The sequence below is a fragment of the Fictibacillus aquaticus genome (genome assembly GCF_002245695.1).
Lineage (GTDB): Bacteria > Bacillota > Bacilli > Bacillales > Fictibacillaceae > Fictibacillus > Fictibacillus aquaticus.
Map to the genome: position 1 here is coordinate 497,342 of NZ_NOII01000003.1, position 15,153 is coordinate 512,494.

Genomic DNA, 15,153 nt, shown 5'->3' on the forward strand with positions numbered 1-15,153 from the left:
GCGCCATACTGGCAGCATCGGTCTTTTTTCGTTGTTAGCTAAGTACGATCGGTTCCTCTGAGCGGTCTACGATGCGTGCGCCTTTCTTGCCGACAAGGTCGCCGCCAGTAGAGTTGAAGATGTTCTGTGCGATCACAGCATCCATCGCCGCGCTGACAGATGCAGCGTTCACAGGCTCAATCGGTGCATCCAGGCGGATCGTGACCGTCTTGCTGTCCTCATTCAAAAACTGAAGCTCAAGCGTTCTAGCCATTTAAGATTCCTCCTTTCTTTTGGAATGTTGGGCGTTGGACCTTTGGACCGTTAGACCGTTGGGGGTACGGTACTCGGGGAGCTTAAACCTTGATGGGTTAAGCTTCGTAGGTGGATGGGGTACGGTACCGCGGGTACCGTACCCCATCACTTCAATTACGCGTGGATGTCGTAAGCGTTGTTGCGCTCGACCGCGTACAGGACGTGCTGCTGAAGTCCAGAGAGAGCGGTCGCGACGGCTAGCATTTGATCAGGAGTCGCAGTCGTCTTCAGGCTGGAGAAGTTTTTGCGCTTGAGTACAGGGTACCCTTCGCCATCAACACCAGCCTGAAACACCATCTGCAGCTGAGACTTTTGAATAGAAGCTGTTGCCATGCTTATCACCTCCTTTCACACAATAAATCGAAGGGAGTGGGGGAAAGGAGGCTAAGAAGTTAAAGAATTTATGATTGCTGAAATGTGGTGGCGCAGGCGGAGCTTAGAGTGGCGCAGGCTGAAGGTGATGTGGCGTGGGAGGTTATTTGAGCGGCGCAGGATAATGAAATTGGCGCAGGGCAGGGGAGTTGTTGCGCAGGAGTGCATATTAATGACTCAGGACAAACTCAAACAGGCTCAAGTTAAGAGTCGAGTGGCGCAGGCGGAATGAAAAGAGTTTAAAAAAAGCATGTGCAGCATCTCCCAAAAGCTATCCGGCGAAAGATTTTCATGAACCAGCGCAGGATATTTAACAAACGGCGCAGCCTAGCTCCAAATAACCCTAAAACGGCGCATGCTGCCCAATAAGGGATCTGCTAGATTAGCAAGAAACGGAACTAGTCCAAATTCATCCCCAATTTTTAAACAATTTTCAGCAGGTACATATCATCCAAGCCCGAATCATATCTAAATCTATTAAATAGAAAAGTGGTGATGATGTGATTTACAAGGAGCGGTCTAAGCCTATAAGGTTAATGATGCTAGAGGCTTTAACCAGGAGGCTATCGCAAAATCATCCTATGAGGTCTAGGGTAGAGGAGGACTGCGCAAGGCAATTGGCGGGATATAAGGGAGAACTTGCAGCGCAATACTTCATTGACCAGCTTCCTGCAAAAACGCTAGTGCTGTATGACTTGCGGATACCAGCAGATACGCAGGGAAATCGGTTTTTCCAGATTGATACACTAGCCCTAACACCTGGATATGCACTCGTAATGGAAGTGAAGAACATCTCTGGTCAACTGCTTTTCGAGCCTCGGTACGACCAATTGATTAGAAAGAAAAAAGACGGCTCTGAAGAGGTCTTTCCAGATCCCATAAATCAAGTGCGCCGTCAGAGCCAGCAGCTTAAGGATTGTTTTGCTTATAACAAGCTGCCTCCTCTTCCGATTGAAAATCTTGTTGTCGTTGCGAATCCTTATGCAAAAATTACGGTCTCTTCATCAGATTCGCGGGATCATGCTGCAGTAATCAGGTACACTGCAATTACGAGCAGAATGACTGAGTATGCTGGCCAGTTTAGAAGAAACGTGCTCAGTCAAAAGCAACTAGAACAAGTTGCTGCAACCCTCCTTCAGATTCATACTCCGAATAAAAATCCAATCCTCCCTGTATATCAGCTTTTACCTTCAGATTTAATGACAGGTGTTCAATGTTCCGCATGCAAAAGCTTTGATATTGTAAAAAAAGGGAGAGGCTGGCTATGCCATAAGTGCCTCGTACGTGAGGATAGTGCAGGGTTACTGGCCCTGATTGATTATGCCTTGCTCATAAATAAAAAAGCGACCAAAAAAGATCTGCGGGAGTTCCTCCGGTTCACCTCAAAATCTTCCCTTCAAAAATGGCTAAAATCCCTTGGTTTGCAGTATGAGGGTCACTCCACAAAACTAGTTTATAACCTATGTTTAGAGCTTCTGTTATCAAAATAACAAAAAGAGGGGGTACGGTACTTTTCCATGAGAAACCGCTTTGCAGCAGCTTCAATGGAAAAAGGTACCGTACCCCCCACACATAAAGTTTAGAAGTCGATCGCACGTCCGCCGCGGGCGGCGTGGATATCGTTATTTTCGTTATTCTCTGGCTTTGGAATCTCAGGTTTTCTAGGAGGAGCCCCGTTATAGTCAACACGGTCTTCCTGCGGAGTTGCGGTAATGGCGCGAATATTTGCCCATTCCCTGATAGCGAGTATCTGCTCTGCCTGGGTCACTGATAATGGAACAGTGTTCTCGATCGCGCGCTCGAAATCAGCTAGAGTGATACTTCGATTCTCAGAGAACGCTTCAAATAGGGCAGACACGACGAGGTGCTCAATTTCAGCGCCAACAAAGCCTTCAGTGCTGTCTGCAAGCTCTGATAATGTCTCGGGACTTTGCTCAAAGGATCCTACAACTGACGCATCATGCAGCCTTTTACCCATGTGAACCTTCAAAATTTCCATCCGTTCGCGTTTTGTCGGGAGGTCGACAAAGAAAATCTCGTCAAATCTCCCTTTACGCATCATCTCAGGCGGAAGACTTTGAATATTGTTTGCCGTCGCAATGACAAATACAGGACTTGATTTCTCCTGCATCCATGTCAAAAACTGACCAAAAATACGCGCTGACGTGCCGCTGTCACCATTGCTGCCAAGACCGCTGAATCCTTTTTCAATCTCGTCGATCCAAAGAATAGCAGGGGCGAGGGCCTCAGCGGTTTTGATTGCTTCCCTCATATTTTCCTCGCTGCTTCCTACAATGCCGCTGAAAATTTTTCCAATATCCAGACGAAGGAGAGGAAGGTGCCACATAGAGCTGATCGCCTTAGATATCAAGCTCTTTCCACAGCCAGGAACGCCCGTGATCAGCACACCTTTAGGGGCGGATAATCCATACTTGCTTGCCGAATCAAGCCACGATCTGTTCCGTTTCTGCAGCCAGCGTTTCAGGTTTTCAAGCCCGCCGACGTCTTCCATCCTCAAGTCACTTTTAATGAATTCCAGTATGCCGGTTTTCTTAATAATCTGCTCTTTCTCTTTCAATATGACATCCACATCATCCACATCTAGTTTGCCGTCTTCTACCATCGCTCGTGCGAAAGCATTCTCTGCTTCCGACAGTGTCAATCCCAATGCGGCGTTAACGAGCTGTTCCTTTTCCTCTTCCATCAGGTGAATTCTGATGCGTCCAGCTTGTTCGTTAACAGAAATCATCTCGTTTAAAATGGATTTTATCTCTTCGAAAGTTGGCAGATTGAAGTCAACAATTGTTACGTCCTTCTGCAGTTCATTTGGCAGGACAAGAAAAGGAGATGTGAATATTACATTTTTAGGACGCGGACTGAGTTTTAACTTGATGACCATGTCGCGCAGCTTTCGTATTACATGGAAATCAGGGAGCTTTCCATTTCCGCCAAAGTAAATATGGAAATCCTGAAGAACGATGACGGCTGCCTCATCCAGTTTTTCAATGTATTCAAGAGCTTTAAGGGGAGCAGCCGTATCTCCGACCTTTTGCGAAAATTCATCTGTTATGCCTGTTGTCAGCCGCCATGTGTAGACTCTTCGGGGTGTTTTAATGAGGTTCACATCTGCGGCAACAGAACGGATGACTGATAGAACGCGTTCCTCTTCGTAAGTTGATATGTATAAAAAAGGAAAACGGGCTTTTAAGAGTTCCGAGAGCACCGTTTCCGTACTTTTGCTCATCTTATTTGCAGTTTTCATAACCATTCGTTCCTTCCTTTTTGGCGATGGCCGAAGCCTGTCGTAAGTTGCCTTAAGTCGTTCTGTGTAGCCATGCCATTCACAGCGACTACGCCATTTCGTTCGATTCTGATCTCAAGCTTATTCGGGATCGAGTGCAGCTGATCTTCCAGGAATGAGTAACGGTCCGTCAAAAAACGATAGTTCTGGTTGGACGAACCAACCCAAGGACGGCTGAGGTCCAGCTGTTCTTGCACAAAGGGTCCATCAATTAATAAATCAGTGAGAGAGAGAAGAGTGTCTGAACCCGGTTTATGTCCTTGCAGCAAAGTCTCGTATGTGTAGCCGCTAAAACACATGACTGACAATCCGATGCTTTTCACAAGAGCGGCAAGTTCCGCTAATGCCTCAGCCTGGTCAAACGGCTCTCCGCCGAGAAATGTTACGCCTTCAATATCATTTTTTTGCAAGCTTTCTTTAATTTGTGAAAACATCTCGATGACAGTCGTGTCGCTGCCGCCTTTGGAGTTCCATGTCCATGGTACACCGCAGCCGCGGCATTGAATCGAACACCCCTGCACCCAGAGGCATGCTCTTTTGCCTGGCCCCTCAACCGTTGTCACGGGCAAAAAACGATGGATACGCAGTCTCATTAAAAATCGACAATCCTTCCAGATTTAACGGCTGCTGCTGGCTTTTTAACAGGTGAAAATGCAACGTGAGTTTTTACGCGCTCCATCACATGCGGCTTAAGCTGCAATACTTGACAGAACTCCTCAAAGTTTTGAAAACCGCCATTCTGTTCTTTATGAAGAGCAGCTTTTTTCGCCAAAATCGCTCCAATCATTGGCAATGCGCCAATTTCCTCTTCAGAAGCAAGGTTTACATCAAGAACGTGAAGTGTCTCAGTTTTCGGTTGTGCTGGCTTTACATTTTGAACGGGTGGAACTGGTGCTGAGCTCAGAGCGTATTCACGATTAATACTTTGCTTTAAACGCTCCATCTCTTTTTCCTCATATCCGCTGTCTTTTAGCTTTTCAAGGCGAAGCAAATATTCAGGCCGAATGCGGAAAACATGAATGAGCGACACAATCCAAGCCAAAAAATAAATCACGAATGACATATCAGAAAACCAATGGTCTTCAGGAACTGTTTCCATGCCGACAATAAGAAGGATAAAAGGAATAGAGTAAACAACGCCAGTAATCGTCCATTTACGCTGTTTCACGCGATATCCGATGTAATAGAAAGAAATATAATTAAAGAAGCTAAACGGAATAAATGTCCAGAACATCCAGAGTGAATTCTTCCATTCCCAAGCTCGGCCTTTTTGAGTGATGCCGTTTTTCATTCTTTGCCCCTCCTGCTTTGCTGTGTGATAGATTGCTTGTCTACCAATTGGCTAGTCTCATAATACTCATCTGTAAACGCTGAATCTACCGTTTCAGCGTCGAGCATATTTTCAAGCTTCTCTAGGAATTCAAGGCATTCTTTACCTTTTAAACCAAGCGTCTCTGCTTTGATTTTGCCATCAGGTCCAATCTCAATCTTTATGCGCTGATCCATTACCATTCCTCCCTTACACCTTAAATGTCAGGACGATAGAATTATTGTCTGTGATCTCTTCCGATTCAAGCACATATCCTTGTTTCTGGGCACGCTCTAACAGTTTTTGATACGTCTCCTGCTGAAGGATGCGCGTGTATTCATCCTGTATATGATGTAAAAATTGTTCCGCATCCTCCTGTGAAACAGAAGAATCAGCAACAAGGTCGAAAATATCTTCAACGTTTTTATAAAAAGCCATCTGATGAGCCCCATTATGTAAAGCAATGTTCGAATCTTCAAGCATTACGGTACTGCAACCGTACTGTTCCAAAGCCTGCTGAAGAAGCTTTTCATCCTTCATATAAGAAGAGAGAAGGTACGACTCACTTTTCTCTTTTCTTTTCTTTATCTGCTCCGATGTAAACTGAGTCGCCGCAATTGCGATCGGAATTAAAACTAGCTCAATACTCATATGTATACCTCCTTAAACAAACAACATAAAATGACAGTATTTGTATGAGTATAACATTATTTTCACTTTATATTTAGATAGAAATATAGGAGAATGTTCTGTTTTAAAGATGGGGGTACGGTACCTTTATGAAGAAAAAGCTTTGTGAGGCTATTTTCTGTAAAAGGTACCGTACCCCCTTTAATCTCCTTAAACGAAAAAGTTATTGTAAAATCATTTTAACACTTGTAATCATATTGTAACAAATGGTAGATTAAAGAAAGTTTCTTTAAGGAGTGAAAGCATGTTTAGTAAATTCATAACTTCTAGTATAGTTTTTTTTATTATTTTAGGACTAGCATCTGAGGCAAGTGCGCATCCAGGACGGCTGGATGGCAACGGAGGGCATAACTGTTCAGAGAAATCGATTTCAAAAGGCCTTTGTACCGGTTATCACTATCACAATGGAAATGGACCAACACCAACACCAGCGCCAGCACCAGCTCCTGCTCCGAAGCCAGCGCCAGCACCAGCTCCTGCTCCGAAGCCAGCGCCTGTACCAGCTCCAAAGCCTGCACCAGCACCGGCTCCTAAGCCAAAACCAGCACCGCAGCCGGCACCTGCACCAAAACCAAAGCCGAAGCCAGCACCACAAAAAGTAGATGAAAAACAGGTGAAAGCAGACAAGCTTTACAAGACAGCAACTAGTTTGATACAGTCGAAAAACTATAAAGAAGCAATTGTTGAAATTGAAGCTATTTATGAGTTAGAAAAAGCAGACGCAAAAGTAGAGGATCTTTTAGAGGAAGCGTTCAACGGCATTTTCACAGCATCAACACATCATCTTAAAATTAAAAAATACAAAAAAGCCAAATCTGATTTGAACTTTATATTAGATCATGAAAAATCAGGAACTGAGCTGAAGAAGAAAAGCGGAGATCTGCTAAAAGTGGTAAAAGCAGAAGAGAAGTATAACAAGCTTTTTAAGAAAGCAAAAAAAACATTAGTTGAAAAAGAGTATGAAGAGACGCTCAATACACTCGATGAGCTTCTTGTAATGAAAAAAAACGAAGCTGAGGTAACAAAACTTAAGCAGCGAACGCTTGAAGATTTAACAAAAGATATGAAAAAAACGGTCGAAAATCAATCGTATAAAAAGGCAAAAAAGTGGCTGAAGCTGCTCATTATTAATGCTCCTGCCAATCTGCAGCCCCAATACAAAGAGCTGCTAAAGGACGTTGAGAAGGAAGCCGTCATTCAAGAGACACTTGGCGTTAAGAGTTGGGACCGTGATGGAAATTCACTTTTCAATCACATTATGGAGGCGGAAAACGAGACTCCTTATAATCAGTCCATTATCAAAAGCCTAAAGAACAGTTTGGTGGAAAAAGGCGAGGAACTCAGCTTTATTTTTAAAACGCATATTAAACAATTATTTTAAGGGGACAGTGGTATGCAGCCAGATAAAACGTTAACAAGAAAAAAGGGCATTTTTCAGAAATCCTGGATCACATGGGCTTTCCTTATTTTGTTTCCGCCGCTAGGGCTATTCATTTTATGGAAACAAAAGAAATATACAACCAAGAAACGATGGGCAATTACGGCAGGTGCAGCAGCATATTTTGCTGCACCGATTGCAGCTGGAGCGCTAATGACTGCTCCGCTCTATTACAGCCATCAGGAATTTACCGAATCATTTGCTGAAGAAGTGAAAGCACTAAAGCTAAACTACAAGCTCGAGGGAACAAAGAAGGAAAAAGAAACGATAACGTCGCTCGTGACTGATGATGTGACAGTTATCGAAAATATTGATGAGTCTGGAAAGGTTCATGAATTAATCATGGTAGGCCAGGGAGACGGACAGGATATCGTGCTTACGATGGGACTACTTGTTAGCATGACGAATCCTGATTTAAGTAAAAAAGAAGTAGGGAACGTGCTTAAAGAATTGCGTTTGTTTGATGAGTCCTACAATTATCACAAAAATGAAACATCGATTGAAGAGGGCTTTATTCGCTACAATTTAAAATACGATCAAACCGCTGGCGTGATTTTCAGCGTCTCGAGGGTTAATTAAAAGAGGGGGTACGGTACCTTTTCATTTTGAACCCGCTGCATAGCGGTTTCACCGAAAAGGTACCGTACCCCCTAATTCATTCTATTTATCTTCCAATATCCACAATACGGTCTTCATCAGCCGGATCAACGTTTACAAGCTTCGCTACGTAATCGCGCAGGTTCTCCCAGTCAGAGATCCCGAGATCTGTCACACGCCCAGAGTCATAAGCCTGTTTAAACACAGTAAACCCATCGCCGCCTTTTGCAGTAAAGGCGTTTGTTGCAATAACATATTGCTTGCTAGGATCAATCGCTGTAAACGTGCCGTCTGCGTTTTTCACATCCATAGAAACAACGCGCGAGCCAGCTGGCTTCGTGCTGTCATACGTGAACTTCATTCCCGAAACGTGAAGGAATCCTCCGCTTTCCTTAGGCGCTTGACTGACACTGTGCTCAAGCGCTGACTTGATTTCAGCACCCGTAAGCTTCATTGTCGCTAACGTGTTCCCGAATGGAAGGGTAGTCAAGACTTCGCCAAGTGTAATCTCACCTTGGTTGATCGTCGCACGTATACCACCGCCATTTTGCATCGCGATAACTGTTTCAGCGTTGTAGGCCTTTGCTTTATCGAGCATGCCGTCTGTAATAAGGTTTCCAAGCGGAAGCTCTGAATTTCGCACACTTACTCCTGTACCATCCGTACGCGGCGCTTCAAGTGCTTTTACCGCCGTACCGCCAGTCGGTGTGTTTTTCAGCTCTGCAATTTTATCAGAATACTTTTTCAGCATCTCAGCCGCCTGCGGGTCTGCTGCTTTGTCGGCTACTTTAATGAGCTGGCCGGAATGGCTGATCACTTTTCCTTTTTTGTTAAACTCGACATCAAGCGTTCCAAGGTACTCGCTGTACTGGTATGCCTGGACGATAACCGTTGGATCTTTCGCTTTGCCGTTTTCATCTGCTGAAATCACTACCGGTGCGTTCAGCTGCGTGTGGCTGTGCCCGCCGACAATAACATCGATGCCGTCCACGTACTTGGCAAGCTCTAGGTCGTTGTCATACTCAGGATTGTCGTCATATCCAAGGTGAGTGACCGCCACGACCTTGTTGATGCCGCGTCTTTCAAGGAATTTAACCGCCTTGTTCGCTTCTTTTATATAATTCTCAAATTCTACTGTTCCAGGGCTGGAAATGTCCTTCGTTTCTTCCGTTGTGAGACCAAAGAAACCAACTAACTGACCGTCCACATACTTCACGAGAGTGTTGTAGATGTTTCCGCCTTTAGGCTCAAATCGAGTACCGCCCTTAAAAAGACCGGAAAGCTGGCTGTCGTTTGAAAAATTAACGTTTGTGCTGACGATCGGGAATTTTGCGCCTTTTACAAAGTCAGCAAGCGCCTTATGGCCTTCAGGGCTTGAGCCGAGATCAAACTCGTGGTTTCCGAGAGTCATAACGTCATAGCCTGCCAGGTTCATAAACTCAAGGTCAGCTTGTCCTTTAAACTCGTTAAAATAAAGGCTGCCAGAGAAAACGTCCCCTGCATCAATCAATAGTGATTTAGGCTTTGCCGCACGAACCTCTTTAATCGCCGTGATGCGCTTCGCAACGTTATCAAGACGAGCGTGCGTGTCGTTCGTATGCATCAAGCTAAGTGTAAACGGCTTGTCATTGCGCTCTTTATGATTACGCTTGCCGTGCGCCTCCGCATCAGATGATGCAAATGGAGCAACTGCAAGAACAGCCGCCAATGAAGACGCTGCCATTTTCTTAAAAAATTGACTATGTGCCATACATCCACCAACCCTTCAATTAATTAACATCTAAAACAACCATAACACGAATGATGAAAATTTAGAGAAAAAATTTTGTAAAAACGCTAAACATTTTGTAAAAATAGCCGACGAGGGAAAAGAAGGGGGTACGGTACCTTTTCAAATGAAAGCCGCTGCATAGCGGTTTCTCCGAAAAGGTACCGTACCCCCTTCAAAACAAACACATCTTTAGTTATAGCTGATCGCCTGGCGACCCATCTGCTCCCACGCGGCGATGAAGCTGCTGCGCGCAATCTTGCGGTTTTTCTGGACAGCCAGCGGATCGTTGAAATAAATATATGAGCTGTCATAGCCCGTCACAAGAACAGAGTGCTCACGGTAAGTAATGCGTACCGGCCCCTGCGGTGTATAGAAATAAGAAAAATGCTCTGAAGAAAGCTTCGTGAAGCGTGAATTCGCGATGACCCATACAGGTCTCTTCTTTTGCAGCTGAGAGATAACCGCTGTACTGAACGGCTTTCCAGTCAAGTTAACGATGCGCGAACCCATGTACCGGCGTGCCAAGCTTTCAACTGGCTTATTGTAAACACCGTATCCCGGCTTGTTCATGTCATACATACTGCCGACAAACCCAACATTCGGGTTGCCAAAATAAACTTTTCCGTCCGAACCTTTACGGTAAGGCGTCGTATCTTTTATCACCTTGCTGGCAAGCGTCATCTTATTGGCACTCATCCCAGCATATCCGAGCATCATGGATAAACTCGTAACCTCACAACCGCGAGGCAGTTCAGGATTTTGATTAACGAGCGGAGCGCTCAATACAACCTTTGATGGCGGAACAGACGTTTTCACGATCCAGCTCGCAACCCATCCTTTACGGCCATCCGGCAGCACCACATGGTACCAGATCTCTTTAGAGCTGTTCGTCACCTGCTCGTAAGCTCTCATTTTAGCGCCAGTCTTTAACTGTGTCAGACGGCTGTAATTTGTACCAGGACCAGTACGGATATTCGCCACATCTACACTGACGTAAACCGTTTTATTAATGGCCGTTGCAGCAGACGCCTGTTTTCCCGGAATGACCGTAAAAACAGAAAGTGCCAGACACAAAGCCAGAAGCAGCTTAGTAAACTTTTTCATCCTTTTCCTCCTAAAAACGATTTTATTCTACAAACAATTGTATAGTTTGACAGATACTTCTTCATAAGGAAACATAACTAATTTAATGATTTATTAACCAATTAAAATAAGGAACATCAGCACCCCCAGAAACATCAAGACTTTTCGAGCTGCCCCTTGGGGTACGGTACCAGGGGAGAGAGCATGGAGTGGACAGGGGGTACGGTACCTGTTGATAACTATTTCGATAGATTTCATACGTTATCCACAGAAACACAGCAATAATCTATATTCCGACAAATACCGAGTCGGTTTTCAAAACTTTCGTCATAACTCCCTGTGCATACTGTTGACGGCTTGGTGGATAAGTGGATTTGTCCACAGATAAAATCTCTGGGGTACGGTTCCTTTTCCATATGAAGCGGCTGCAAAGCGGTTTCTCCGAAAAGGTACCGTACCCCAAGTTGTTTGTTTTATAAAAAATTCCTGCCGGAGTAAATAGGAGGAGGGTAAGAAAAAGAGGCTATAGAATTCTATAAAACAGAAAATTACTTTGAAAGAGGGCAGCAAGAATGAATAAGGCATTGAACATCGGGGCGTTTTTGGGGGCGCTCATATGCATAGGATTGTCGTATAGCGCAATATCATATCTGGATTTAAGCGCAACCTATGCGTTACATCCGCTAATGGCCATCGTATATGTAACCTTATGCGTTTTTTTACTAGGGGTATTGGGTTTCAAGGGGATACGTGGATGGGTGTCCGCATTTAGAAGTCTGGCGACAATCGGGATGACAGTGGGATTAGTAATTTTTATTCTTGTCCTTCACTCGGTAGGCAGTCTTATAAAATAAAGTCCGGTACCACTTGATATGGTACCGGATCCGGGATAGTTATTTTAGGATGGGTTGACCATCCGATTGACCAACTATCTCAATAGTTGTATAGGCATCATGTTCAGGTGTTTCTGGTTTTTCCAGATTAACATAAAAATGCACTTTGACCTCAGTTCCAGAAATGTTCCAAGGATTAGGGGCGAAACTATAATCAGGAATATTTAAATTCTTCTTATCAGGATCGAAAATTTTATATAAAAACAGGTAAAGTTGGCTAAATTGATCTTCAGCATCATAACGTGATGTTTCTGTATCGTAATTTTCATTAGTGTTAAATGATATGCTTATTTTTGCAAGCTTGTTTTCTTTAAATATATACGAAATTGACGAGTCTCCTTTTGCAAAATTAAAATGCGTAAATGAGTCGGTTTTCATTGAATAGTAGTCTGGATGATTTTTGGCTACTGCATTCGGAACAATTTTTCTGAATTTTTCCTTAGACATCCCCCAAGTAAGTCCCTCAAAATACTGACGTGCTTCAGCTGCTTTTCCTTCATCAACCTCGGATTCTGCAAGCTTGACCGGAACCTCAAATTCCAGTACCTCTCCAGTTTCATCCTGATATTTTACGATAATCACAGTTTCGTCAGCCGTCGGATTTTCCACAGCTTCAACAACGCCGTCTTCACTCACCGTCACAACGTTTTCGTCTCGGACTTCAAAGGTAACGTTTTTACGATAGTTTTCATCATTCATGACATATACGATTTCAGCTGAATTGTTCTTTTCAAACGTCACTTGAACGTTGAGCTGGGTATCCTCATCGCCATTTACTTCACTCAATGTCTCCACGTTTATTGCCGTTGCCTTAGGAGCAGCAGCTTCATTCACAACTAAATCGCTGATGATATAAGAAGACAGCACACTCTCATCGTTATAAAAAACCACTTCAATCCCATTCTCAAGGGCAGTCGGGTCAATCTCAGCATCCAGCGGGATAGAAGATGCGAATCTGAACGGATCTCCAGCGCGCATTTCGCCCTTTGGTACATCGACCAATACTTCTGGCACACCAGCTGCTTCAGCAATGCTAGGGTTTTTCAATGCCAGCTTCATTTTAAAAGGTACACCCGCATGCTGGGACTTGTTTACAACACTGCCTTTCACGTCCAGTGTCTTCGTGTCCGGATCATACGTTACAGTTCCTTTAGGCTCTGAGAACTGCTCGTTCGGTGCCGCGAATTGCTCTTTTACTTCTTTTTTCTCAGCACTGTTAGGCGCTTTTTCGTAGTTCATTACTTCATAACCAGCAAAAGCGATTCCAGCAACAACCGCGGCAGTCAGCACCTGTGGCGCATAGCTCTTGCGCTTCGGTTTAATTTTCGCGTACCGTAGTTCCTCGATTTTTCTCAGGACGGCCGCCTCATCCTTTGCGGTAAACACTTTTTCAGTAGACATTTCATCATTTAAAATGCTATTAAGGTTACTCAGCTTTTTCTCCATCATTCACGGCCTCCTTTCTTTTCATAGATTTCCTGCAGTTTGTTCCGTCCTCGTATGAGGCGCGTTTTCAGCGTTCCTTCGTTCACGCCGATTATGCTGCTTATTTCCTTCAATGAAAATTGTTTGTAGTAGTAGAGTATGACGACTTCGCGATATTTTAGCGGCAGCTCGAGTACCGAGTCAGCCAGCATTTTGTTGTCCGAGTTTTGAATCACGTCTTCCTCAATCGTTGTCGAAGATGCGCTTGTCAGCGGCATCCATTTGTCTGTAAACGATATTTTGCGGTGATGCCAGCTTCGCAAATAGTCTTTGGAGCGGTTGATCGCGATCGTGTAGATCCAGCTGCGCACAGCCGAATCTCCGCGGAATGTATCCAATTTGGTATACAGTGTGACAAAAACATCCTGAGTGATGTCCTCTGCCTGCTCCCAGTTTTTCACGAACGTGTACACGAGCCGTTTTATTTCCTCCCCGTACTGCCTCATAAAATAAACAATTGCGTCCTCATTGCGCTCTGAACGCCAGTCGAACTCATCTTCTGCGGTGCTCAAGTAATTGACCTCCTTTGTTCTCTGATGGTAAGACGATGCTCGCCTTCAACAGGCTTCAAAAAAATGACAAGTTTTTTATCCTTTGCCATTATGGAGGAAAATCATGGGAGAGGGTAGGGGCTAAAGGTGGATTCTGGGGTACGGTACCTTTTCCTTATGAAGCCGCCGCAGAGGCAATTCTTCGAAAAGGTACCGTACCCCAATAAAAAATCGAAGGATTAGCAGCTTTGCTAAAGAACATATTCTTAGGAAGCAAAGAGAAAGGTTTTGACTGAAAATGAAAATATTATTGGCACCAGATTCTTTTAAAGGAAGCTTAACAGCAAAACAGGCGTGCGACGCGATGGAGGAAGGAATTCGCCGAGCGGGTGTGGATGCCGAGATTGTCAAAGTTCCGCTTGCCGACGGGGGTGAGGGTACGGTACAAAGTTTGACTGATGCCACGGGCGGTACCATCTACGAAGCCGAAGTACAAGACCCTCTGGGCAGGATGGTAACAGCGGAATACGGCATTTTAGGCGATGGCGTAACCGCTGTGATCGAGATGGCAGAAGCCTCAGGACTTGTTTTAGTAGAAGAGAAACTGCGCGATCCACGTGTCACCTCTACATATGGGACAGGTGAGTTGATATTGGCCGCACTAGACCGCGGCTGCCGTAAGTTTATTCTCGGAATAGGAGGGAGTGCGACCAACGACGGCGGAGCGGGAATGGCACAGGCGCTTGGTATTAGGCTGCTAGATGAAGAGGGAGATGAATTGGCGCGAGGCGGGGGTCAGCTTGATAAGCTGCATCGTGTGGATGTGAGCGGAATGCGTGCTGAGCTGAAGGATTCCACGTTTCTAGTAGCATGTGATGTCGACAACCCGCTGAGCGGACCGAACGGAGCAAGTGCGGTTTTTGGACCGCAAAAAGGTGCGACGCCCGAGATGGTGGAGGAGCTAGATCGGAACTTGGCACACTATGCGGATGTGCTGAAGCGCAATCTCGGCGTGGATGTAAAGGACATTCCAGGAGCCGGAGCAGCCGGCGGATTAGGCGCTGGATTGCAGGCGTTTTTAAACAGTTGTTTAAAAAGCGGCATCGATATCGTGCTCGAAACGGTTGAATTTGAACGGTTTTTAGAGGGTGCGGACCTCGTTTTGTCAGGCGAGGGGCAGATCGATTACCAGACAGTAAGAGGTAAAACACCGTTTGGAGTGGCGCAGGTAGGTAGTGCGGCTGGTGTTCCTGTCGTACTGCTGGCGGGCTCGATCGGGAGCGGAGCTGAAGTGCTGTATGAACATGGTGTGCAGAGCTATTTCTCAATTGTCAGCCGGCCGATGACGGTGGAGGAAGCGATGTGTGATGCGTTCGAGCTGCTGGCGGATGCGACGGAGCAGGTAATCAGGGTAATGGTTAAATAATTT

At 45.0% G+C, this 15,153-nt stretch carries 15 protein-coding genes; 4 read left to right on the forward strand and 11 right to left on the reverse strand.

Going from position 1 to position 15,153, the window contains the following annotated elements; all coding sequences use genetic code 11:
- Positions 1-34 precede the first annotated feature (34 nt).
- Both CGZ90_RS12855 and CGZ90_RS12860 read right to left on the reverse strand, forming a co-directional pair.
- Complete coding sequence (locus CGZ90_RS12855) at positions 35-253, reverse strand: DUF2922 domain-containing protein (protein ID WP_094252901.1); 219 nt, start codon at positions 251-253, stop codon at positions 35-37.
- A gap of 155 nt (positions 254-408) precedes the next feature.
- A complete protein-coding gene (locus tag CGZ90_RS12860) occupies positions 409-627 on the reverse strand; it encodes a DUF1659 domain-containing protein (protein WP_094252902.1) in 219 nt (72 codons plus the stop codon).
- A 656-nt stretch (positions 628-1,283) separates the two neighbouring features.
- Here CGZ90_RS12860 and CGZ90_RS12870 point away from each other — a divergent pair.
- Complete coding sequence (locus tag CGZ90_RS12870) at positions 1,284-2,156, forward strand: nuclease-related domain-containing protein (RefSeq protein WP_165766848.1); 873 nt, start codon at positions 1,284-1,286, stop codon at positions 2,154-2,156.
- A gap of 89 nt (positions 2,157-2,245) precedes the next feature.
- On the opposite strand, the gene CGZ90_RS12875 is transcribed toward CGZ90_RS12870, so the two are convergent.
- From CGZ90_RS12875 to CGZ90_RS12895, 5 genes are read right to left on the reverse strand one after another with little or no spacing between them, the layout of a single operon-like run.
- Positions 2,246-3,928 carry an AAA family ATPase gene (locus tag CGZ90_RS12875; protein WP_240515430.1) on the reverse strand — a complete coding sequence of 561 codons (1,683 nt, stop codon included), beginning with the start codon at positions 3,926-3,928 and terminating at the stop codon, positions 2,246-2,248.
- Positions 3,925-4,560: a 4Fe-4S single cluster domain-containing protein gene (locus CGZ90_RS12880; protein ID WP_094252906.1), complete on the reverse strand. Its 636-nt coding sequence runs from the start codon at positions 4,558-4,560 to the stop codon at positions 3,925-3,927. The genes CGZ90_RS12875 and CGZ90_RS12880 overlap by 4 nt, the downstream gene beginning before the upstream one ends.
- On the reverse strand, positions 4,560-5,258 hold the full coding sequence (locus tag CGZ90_RS12885) for a ComEA family DNA-binding protein (RefSeq protein ID WP_094252907.1): 699 nt from the start codon (positions 5,256-5,258) through the stop codon (positions 4,560-4,562). The genes CGZ90_RS12880 and CGZ90_RS12885 overlap by 1 nt, the downstream gene beginning before the upstream one ends.
- The gene (locus tag CGZ90_RS12890) at positions 5,255-5,473 is read right to left on the reverse strand and encodes a DUF2997 domain-containing protein (protein ID WP_094252908.1); all 219 of its coding nucleotides are present in this window, start codon (positions 5,471-5,473) and stop codon (positions 5,255-5,257) included. Before CGZ90_RS12890 ends, CGZ90_RS12885 begins: the two co-directional genes overlap by 4 nt.
- Positions 5,474-5,486: 13 nt before the next feature.
- A complete protein-coding gene (locus tag CGZ90_RS12895) occupies positions 5,487-5,927 on the reverse strand; it encodes a DUF1257 domain-containing protein (protein ID WP_094252909.1) in 441 nt (146 codons plus the stop codon).
- A 283-nt stretch (positions 5,928-6,210) separates the two neighbouring features.
- Between CGZ90_RS12895 and CGZ90_RS21080 the strand changes: the two genes are divergently transcribed.
- Both CGZ90_RS21080 and CGZ90_RS12905 read left to right on the forward strand, forming a co-directional pair.
- Complete coding sequence (locus tag CGZ90_RS21080; protein ID WP_094252910.1) at positions 6,211-7,347, forward strand: YHYH domain-containing protein; 1,137 nt, start codon at positions 6,211-6,213, stop codon at positions 7,345-7,347.
- A gap of 12 nt (positions 7,348-7,359) precedes the next feature.
- Positions 7,360-7,983: a hypothetical protein gene (locus CGZ90_RS12905; protein WP_094252911.1), complete on the forward strand. Its 624-nt coding sequence runs from the start codon at positions 7,360-7,362 to the stop codon at positions 7,981-7,983.
- 85 nt (positions 7,984-8,068) lie between these two features.
- On the opposite strand, the gene CGZ90_RS12910 is transcribed toward CGZ90_RS12905, so the two are convergent.
- From CGZ90_RS12910 to CGZ90_RS12930, 4 genes are all read right to left on the reverse strand, one after another.
- Entirely contained in the window at positions 8,069-9,751 is a 1,683-nt protein-coding gene (locus CGZ90_RS12910) for a bifunctional metallophosphatase/5'-nucleotidase (RefSeq protein WP_240515431.1), read from the reverse strand.
- 210 nt (positions 9,752-9,961) lie between these two features.
- On the reverse strand, positions 9,962-10,876 hold the full coding sequence (locus CGZ90_RS12915) for a C39 family peptidase (RefSeq protein ID WP_094252912.1): 915 nt from the start codon (positions 10,874-10,876) through the stop codon (positions 9,962-9,964).
- An 872-nt stretch (positions 10,877-11,748) separates the two neighbouring features.
- Positions 11,749-13,197 (reverse strand): hypothetical protein, encoded by a 1,449-nt coding sequence (locus CGZ90_RS12925; RefSeq protein WP_094252914.1) that lies wholly within the window; start codon positions 13,195-13,197, stop codon positions 11,749-11,751.
- Positions 13,194-13,745, reverse strand: coding sequence for a sigma-70 family RNA polymerase sigma factor (locus tag CGZ90_RS12930; protein ID WP_094252915.1), 552 nt, complete (start codon positions 13,743-13,745; stop codon positions 13,194-13,196). Before CGZ90_RS12930 ends, CGZ90_RS12925 begins: the two co-directional genes overlap by 4 nt.
- A 277-nt stretch (positions 13,746-14,022) precedes the next feature.
- Between CGZ90_RS12930 and CGZ90_RS12935 the strand changes: the two genes are divergently transcribed.
- Positions 14,023-15,150, forward strand: a complete 1,128-nt coding sequence (locus CGZ90_RS12935; protein ID WP_094252916.1) for a glycerate kinase — start codon at positions 14,023-14,025, stop codon at positions 15,148-15,150.
- The last annotated feature ends 3 nt before the right edge of the window (positions 15,151-15,153 follow it).

Bases quoted from the DNA above. Each gene is read 5' to 3' on its own strand.
- CGZ90_RS12910 (WP_240515431.1), bottom strand. From the start codon at position 9,751: ATGGCACATAGTCAATTTTTTAAGAAAATGGCAGCGTCTTCATTGGCG.
- CGZ90_RS12915 (WP_094252912.1), bottom strand. From the start codon at position 10,876: ATGAAAAAGTTTACTAAGCTGCTTCTGGCTTTGTGTCTGGCACTTTCT.
- CGZ90_RS12905 (WP_094252911.1), top strand. From the start codon at position 7,360: ATGCAGCCAGATAAAACGTTAACAAGAAAAAAGGGCATTTTTCAGAAA.
- CGZ90_RS21080 (WP_094252910.1), top strand. From the start codon at position 6,211: ATGTTTAGTAAATTCATAACTTCTAGTATAGTTTTTTTTATTATTTTA.
- CGZ90_RS12885 (WP_094252907.1), bottom strand. From the start codon at position 5,258: ATGAAAAACGGCATCACTCAAAAAGGCCGAGCTTGGGAATGGAAGAAT.
- CGZ90_RS12890 (WP_094252908.1), bottom strand. From the start codon at position 5,473: ATGGATCAGCGCATAAAGATTGAGATTGGACCTGATGGCAAAATCAAA.
- CGZ90_RS12875 (WP_240515430.1), bottom strand. From the start codon at position 3,928: ATGAAAACTGCAAATAAGATGAGCAAAAGTACGGAAACGGTGCTCTCG.
- CGZ90_RS12860 (WP_094252902.1), bottom strand. From the start codon at position 627: ATGGCAACAGCTTCTATTCAAAAGTCTCAGCTGCAGATGGTGTTTCAG.
- CGZ90_RS12855 (WP_094252901.1), bottom strand. From the start codon at position 253: ATGGCTAGAACGCTTGAGCTTCAGTTTTTGAATGAGGACAGCAAGACG.
- CGZ90_RS12925 (WP_094252914.1), bottom strand. From the start codon at position 13,197: ATGATGGAGAAAAAGCTGAGTAACCTTAATAGCATTTTAAATGATGAA.
- CGZ90_RS12895 (WP_094252909.1), bottom strand. From the start codon at position 5,927: ATGAGTATTGAGCTAGTTTTAATTCCGATCGCAATTGCGGCGACTCAG.
- CGZ90_RS12880 (WP_094252906.1), bottom strand. From the start codon at position 4,560: ATGAGACTGCGTATCCATCGTTTTTTGCCCGTGACAACGGTTGAGGGG.
- CGZ90_RS12935 (WP_094252916.1), top strand. From the start codon at position 14,023: ATGAAAATATTATTGGCACCAGATTCTTTTAAAGGAAGCTTAACAGCA.